The organism is Flavobacterium glaciei, from assembly GCF_003350545.1.
Classification (GTDB): Bacteria; Bacteroidota; Bacteroidia; order Flavobacteriales; family Flavobacteriaceae; genus Flavobacterium; species Flavobacterium glaciei.
Window position 1 is genome coordinate 157,773 of the sequence record NZ_QQBA01000007.1, and the last position, 6,326, is coordinate 164,098.

The window sequence follows — 6,326 nt, forward strand, 5'->3', positions numbered from 1 at the left end:
GCTTTTTAAATTTTCTAATACAGAATCGTTATGAGAAAACAATTTTTATATCTATGTTTGGCATTAGTTGTGACAAAAACTATTAATGCACAAGTCAGAGGAACCAGAATAGGTTACATTGATATGGAATACATTTTGCAAAATGTATCCGATTATTCGGAAGCTAAGACTCAATTAGAGTTAAAAGCTGAAAAATGGAAACTGGAAATCGACACAAAGAAAATTGAAATCAATAAACTGAAGGAATCTTTAAAGGCCGAGAGAGCGTTATTGACAAAAGAATTAATTGACGAAAGAGAAACAGAAATTAATTTTCTTGAAAAAGAAAGTTTAGAATACCAACAAAAAAGATTTGGTGCCAACGGAGATTTGGTGAACCAAAAATCAGTTTTGATCAAACCAATACAAGATCAAGTTTTTACAGCAGTTCAGGACATTGCTGAAAGATTAAAATATGATTTTATTTTTGATAAAACTTCTGACTTGACCATGTTATTTGCAGCAAAAAGATTTGACATAAGTGATCAAATCCTACGAACATTAAATAGGATAGAGAAAAGAGAACAACTAACAAAGAAACAACAAAAAGAAGCAGAAGCAAGAGAAAGCAAAGAAGACGCAATAGATGAAAATCCAGCATTAGCTGAACGACAAAAACTCTTAGACGAAAAAAAGGCTACTAGAGAAAAAGTTTTAGAAGACCGCAAATTGTTGCAAGAGCAAAAGAAAAAAGAATTTGACGATAAAAGAAAACAAATTCTGGAGGATAGAGAAGCTAAAAAAAATGGCACGGTTTCTGCAAATGTTAAAAAAGAAGATACGCCAACTAATTTAACAGGAAATAATGTGGCTACAGAAGAGGCGAAACAAAAGCAAGCTGATGCAAAAGCAAAATTATTAGAAGACCGCAAAAAAGTATTGGAAGACCGCAAAAAGATATTAGAAGAAAAAAGAAAAAAAATACTCGATGATCGAGAAGCTATTAAAAAAGCCAAAGAAGAAAAATTAAAAGAAAATACAAACAATAATTAATTACTAAATATTTTAAAAACGATGAAACAAATTAAAACTCTATTAATTGCCGCAATTTTAATGTTAGGAGCAAATCAAACAATTAATGCACAAGCAAAAACAGCTCATGTAGATGTAAGTGAAATTATGACAAAAATGCCAGCAATGTTAGATGCTCAGAAACAATTAGACAAATTGAGTACTACTTATGATGCTGATTACAAAAAAATGGTTGAAGAATACCAAGCAAAATTAAAAAAATACGAAGCTGAAGCTGCGACAGTTACCGAAGCTGTAAACGTTGACCGTTCTAAAGAAGTACAAGATATGGGAAAAAGAATTTCTGATTTTAGAGACAATGCTCAAAAAGAATTGCAACAAAAAGAATCTGATATCGTAAAACCATTAATGGAAAAAGTAAGAGCTTCTATCCAAAAAGTAGGTAAAGCAAAAGGATTCCAATACATTCTTGATGGCTCTTCTCTTTTACTTGCTGATGGTCCAAACTTGACATTAGATGTAAAAAAAGATTTAGGTTTTTAAAAAAAATTACTTAATGCATAAAAACTGCTCAGCCTAAAATAAGGTTGAGCAGTTTTTTTGTTTAAAACAAATCATAGGAAATTTAAATCATAGCATGTAACTTTGTTTTTATGAATAATAACAATCAACCTATAGGAATTTTTGACTCCGGTATTGGCGGAACTTCTATTTGGAAAGCAATTCATCAACTGCTGCCAAATGAAAAAACCATATATCTCGCAGACAGTAAAAATGCACCTTACGGACAAAAATCTAAAGAGGAGATTGTTGTATTAAGCATGAAAAATACAGAATTTCTGCTTGAAATGAACTGCAAGTTGATTGTAGTTGCCTGCAATACTGCTACAACAAATGCTATACAGGAGTTAAGAGCTAAATACAACGTTCCTTTCATAGGAATTGAACCTGCCATAAAACCAGCAGTCACACATTCAAAAACTCAAATCATAGGAATCCTAGCAACACAAGGCACGCTAAATAGTGAACTTTTCAATAAAACCACCGAGAAGTACCAAGATACCAAAATAATAGAACAGGTTGGGCATGGATTAGTCCAGCTTATAGAAAATGGGGGAATCAACTCACCAGAAATGGCACAATTGCTTCACTCCTATCTGAATCCGATGATTGAAGCTAATATTGATTGTTTAGTTTTGGGTTGCAGTCACTATCCTTATCTAATTCCTCAAATAAAAAAAATACTTCCAGATCATATTCAAATTATAGATTCTGGTGAAGCCGTCGCTAAACAAACACAAAACATATTGCGAGATAAAGTAGGTTTTTCATCTGCTGAGAATAATCAGCCTATTTTTTTTACCAATACAAATCCAAAAGTTTTGAATGAAATTTTAGGCAATAAATTTAAAGTTGAAGAAAAATATTTTTAAAAGAATTGTCTCTATTCTTCCTCTTTAAACCAACTGGAATACATGACGTAATTATTAGAAATACGTTCGATTTCACCTGCAAAATCAGATTGATCAATGTCTTTCACTTTCTTAGCAGGAACTCCCGCCCAGATTGTACCAGATGTTACCACTGTATTTTGTGTAATTACAGCACCAGCTGCAACAATAGAATTACTTTCGATTAAACAATTATCCATCACAATCGCTCCCATTCCTATTAGCACATTATCGTGAACTGTACAACCATGAACTATAGCATTATGGCCGATAGAAACATTATTTCCTATAATTGTTGGATGTTTTTTATATGTACAATGAATAACGGCTCCATCTTGAATGTTTACTTTATTGCCAATTTTGATAAAATTTACATCTCCTCTAATTACAGCGTTAAACCAAACACTACAATTTGCACCAAAGGAAACATCACCTACAATAGTGGCATTTTCAGCAACATAACAATCGTCAGGAATTGAAGGCGATATGCCGTTAACAGATTTTATTAGCATGATAGAACAAATTAATTAATTGCAGGACAGTTACAATCGTATTTCACAGGCTTACAAAACAAATCAATACCTAAAGTGATTTGGTGATAGCCACCATTATCGAACTTGACAGCACCCGATAATTGAGAATAAGTATAGGCAAACATAAATTTGTCAAAATTAACTCCTATGATAGGGGTAATGTATTGTAGTTTTTGTTTAGAAACAGAAATTCCGTCAAGATATTCTGCACCATCAAAACTTCTTCTATATGATAATCCGCCCCAAAGCTTTCCAAAATCCAGTGTCTTATAAGCTTTGATGTTAATATCAATTGCTTTTTCATTCGTTCTTTCAACCATTTGGAATAAAAAAGAAGGCTCCCATAATATTTTATCTCTGTCACCAAAAATATACCCGGCACTCAATAAATACTTTCTTAAATTATCGCTTTCGTATTCAGTGTATATATCTCTTCTGGTCTCAATCGCATTCTTTACCGTAGCATGAGCATAAAAATCCAAGTAGTTATATGATGCCCCTATATCTACATTAAAATAAGAATCCTTTTGCACGATAGTTCCATCAATAATAGGATCAAAATCACCAGATTGCATAAATTCCGTTTCATCTAATTGACTTTGAATTAATCCAGCACTCATTCCAAAAGACAATTGGTTCAAATCAATTTCATTTCTTGAAAACATCAAATGATATGCGTAACTAAACTTGACCCCTTTTTGAGAATGATATCCGTTTTTATCATTAAAAAGTATAATTCCAACACCTGCATTTTCCCCCACGCTACCATTAACACTCAAAGTTTGAAGTTCTGGAGCATCTTGCTGATCAAACCATTGTTTACGACCTGTAAGTCTGATTTTGGCACAATTTGAAGCACCAGCCATTGAAGGGTGAATTAAATAATAATTATCTGAAAGGTAATCGGAATAAACAGGAATTCCTTCCTGCGAAAAGGAATAAAATGATATGAAAAAAAGAGCAGATAAAAATTTAATTTTATTATACATTTAATTACATTTTACGAGAATGAACAATTTTAAATCAATAAAATTTTTGTGGAAAATATAGACAAAAAGCTTATCTAAAAATTAAACTAAAGTTAATTTATTCATTAAAAACCCAAATATAGTTATTCGTAGAAAATAACTTTACTAAATTTGTAAAAATTTAAAAATCATGAATAAAGTTAGCATAAAAGAAACACAAAACCCAACTATACTAAAGTTTGAATTTCAAGATTTTATAACACAAAATGAAAGTTTTGAATATAAAAACATTGACGAAGCTAAAACCTCTCCACTTGCGCAACAATTATTTTATTTACCCTTTGTAAAAACTGTATATATTTCCGGAAATTTCATTGCAATTGAAAGATTCAGTATTGTGGAATGGGACGATGTCAAAGATGCCGTAGCAGAACAAATAGAAACATTTGTAAACAATGGTGGAATAATTATTACAATTGACAATAACAAATCTAAAAAACAGCCTGTGACCGTGTATGGAGAAACTACTCCAAATCCAGCTACATTGAAATTTGTAGTGAGTAAGATGTTGACTAAAAACGCTATCGAATTCAAAAATATTGATCAAACAGGTGCATCACCATTAGCCAAAGAACTTTTTAAATTTCCTTATGTAAAAGAGATTTTTATCGATGAAAACTACATATCGGTAACTAAATATGAAATTAACGAATGGCAGGAAATATCATTAGAATTAAGAAGTTTCATCAAGCAATATATTGAAAATGGTGGAACAGTTTTAGATGAAAATTTCATTCAGGCAGTTACTGCAGAAGAAGACAATAAAGCAAAAGAGTTTGATAATCTAGATGTAACTTCACAACAAATAATTAATATATTAGAGGAATATGTAAAACCCGCAGTACAAGCTGATGGTGGAAATATTGCATTCGATTCCTATAATGAATCCGACAAGACCGTAAAAGTAATCCTTCAAGGAGCTTGCAGTGGTTGTCCTTCATCAACATTTACTTTAAAAAGCGGTATCGAAAACATGCTAAAAAGTATGTTGAACGACAATGAAATAAAAGTGGAAGCAACTAACGCATAAGCACAACAAACTGTAAATTTTATATTTACAAATGCGCAGTTGCCGTATTAAATTTAATACATATTATTCTTGATTTAAATGCAGAAATTATTTTAGTATACAGTAATTAAAGTACTTGTTAGTTCAATTATAAGTTGGGAAAACGCTACTCGAAAAGGGAAGCAATGATGGATAAACACAAACAAACTAAAGTTAAAATAACTGCCATAAGTGGAGTTAAAATCACATAATATAGAGCAAACCTAAAATTTAATTTGAACTTCAATAGTTTATTTTTATAGTTACATTTAAGCGTTCGATATATCGAACGCTTTTTTTATTTCAAGATGTTATTTTTAAGACTATTCGTTGACTTACTTTCTACTGTTAATAGTTTTATTGTGTTTTCAAACAGAATCAATCTGGCGGAGGAAAAAATTGAAATTATTTATATCGGTACACTAGACAATATAATAAACGTTAATTTATGCTTGATAAAACAAGACAAAATTGACATCAAATACTGATTTACAGTAAATTATTAGTAATTTAATAAAGCAATCCTAAAAAAAATGTTTAATATTGCGAGTCTAATCAAATAAAAAAACCATGGGACTGTCTACATTTTTTAAGAATTTATTTGGCTCAGCCAAAGAAACTGCCAGCGAACTAGCTGACAAAGCCGAAACTACTTTTGATCAAGCAAAAGAAACTGCCGCACCTTATCTAGAAAAAGCAGAAGCATATGCAGAAGAAACTTTTGAAAAAGCAAAAGAAACCGCTGCTCCTTACCTAGAAAAAGCAGAAACATATGCAGAAGAAACTTTTGAAAAAGCTAAAGAAACCGCAACTCCATACTTTGAAAAAGCAGAAACATTTGTAGAGGAAACATTTGAAAAAGTAAAAGAAACTGCCGCTCCAATTATAGATAAAGTAGAAGAATTTGCTGGTCATGCAAAAGAAACTGTGACTGAATATTCAGAAAAAGCAGTAGAATCCATAAAAGAAAAAACTGCCGCGACCACAACAAAAATCGAAGAAATAGGTAGTAAAACTAAAACAATAGCTACTGATACTGTTGAAACTGTTTCTGAAAAAGCAAGTGAATTGGCAAATGATGGTGATGGAGACACTCTTGAAAAAGCTAAAGAAACTATAAATAAAATAGAAGAAGACGCAGATTAATTTTAAAAAAAATAACCCGTTGGGTGAAATTAAATTAAGGAAAAAAATCGGGGAAAGATATTGGTCAAGATACTGAAATTCAGTATCTTGAAGTTGCAAAACAAACCAA

At 31.3% G+C, this 6,326-nt stretch carries 7 protein-coding genes; 5 read left to right on the forward strand and 2 right to left on the reverse strand.

Annotated elements, in window-relative coordinates; translation table 11 throughout:
- The first annotated feature begins 30 nt into the window (after positions 1-30).
- From DFR66_RS08245 to murI, 3 genes are all read left to right on the forward strand, one after another.
- Complete coding sequence (locus DFR66_RS08245; protein WP_114754356.1) at positions 31-1,032, forward strand: OmpH family outer membrane protein; 1,002 nt, start codon at positions 31-33, stop codon at positions 1,030-1,032.
- 21 nt (positions 1,033-1,053) lie between these two features.
- Positions 1,054-1,554: an OmpH family outer membrane protein gene (locus DFR66_RS08250; RefSeq protein WP_114754357.1), complete on the forward strand. Its 501-nt coding sequence runs from the start codon at positions 1,054-1,056 to the stop codon at positions 1,552-1,554.
- Between the two features lie 110 nt (positions 1,555-1,664).
- Complete coding sequence (gene murI, locus DFR66_RS08255) at positions 1,665-2,444, forward strand: glutamate racemase (protein WP_114754358.1); 780 nt, start codon at positions 1,665-1,667, stop codon at positions 2,442-2,444.
- Between the two features lie 11 nt (positions 2,445-2,455).
- Here murI and DFR66_RS08260 read toward each other — a convergent pair whose 3' ends face one another.
- On the reverse strand, positions 2,456-2,974 hold the full coding sequence (locus DFR66_RS08260) for a gamma carbonic anhydrase family protein (RefSeq protein WP_114754359.1): 519 nt from the start codon (positions 2,972-2,974) through the stop codon (positions 2,456-2,458).
- 11 nt (positions 2,975-2,985) lie between these two features.
- Positions 2,986-3,984, reverse strand: coding sequence for a PorP/SprF family type IX secretion system membrane protein (locus DFR66_RS08265; RefSeq protein ID WP_114754360.1), 999 nt, complete (start codon positions 3,982-3,984; stop codon positions 2,986-2,988).
- A 169-nt stretch (positions 3,985-4,153) separates the two neighbouring features.
- Between DFR66_RS08265 and DFR66_RS08270 the strand changes: the two genes are divergently transcribed.
- Together DFR66_RS08270 and DFR66_RS13800 are read left to right on the forward strand one after the other, a co-directional pair.
- Entirely contained in the window at positions 4,154-5,053 is a 900-nt protein-coding gene (locus DFR66_RS08270; RefSeq protein WP_114754361.1) for a NifU family protein, read from the forward strand.
- A gap of 588 nt (positions 5,054-5,641) precedes the next feature.
- The gene (locus DFR66_RS13800) at positions 5,642-6,217 is read left to right on the forward strand and encodes a hypothetical protein (RefSeq protein WP_146841134.1); all 576 of its coding nucleotides are present in this window, start codon (positions 5,642-5,644) and stop codon (positions 6,215-6,217) included.
- Positions 6,218-6,326: the final 109 nt, after the last annotated feature.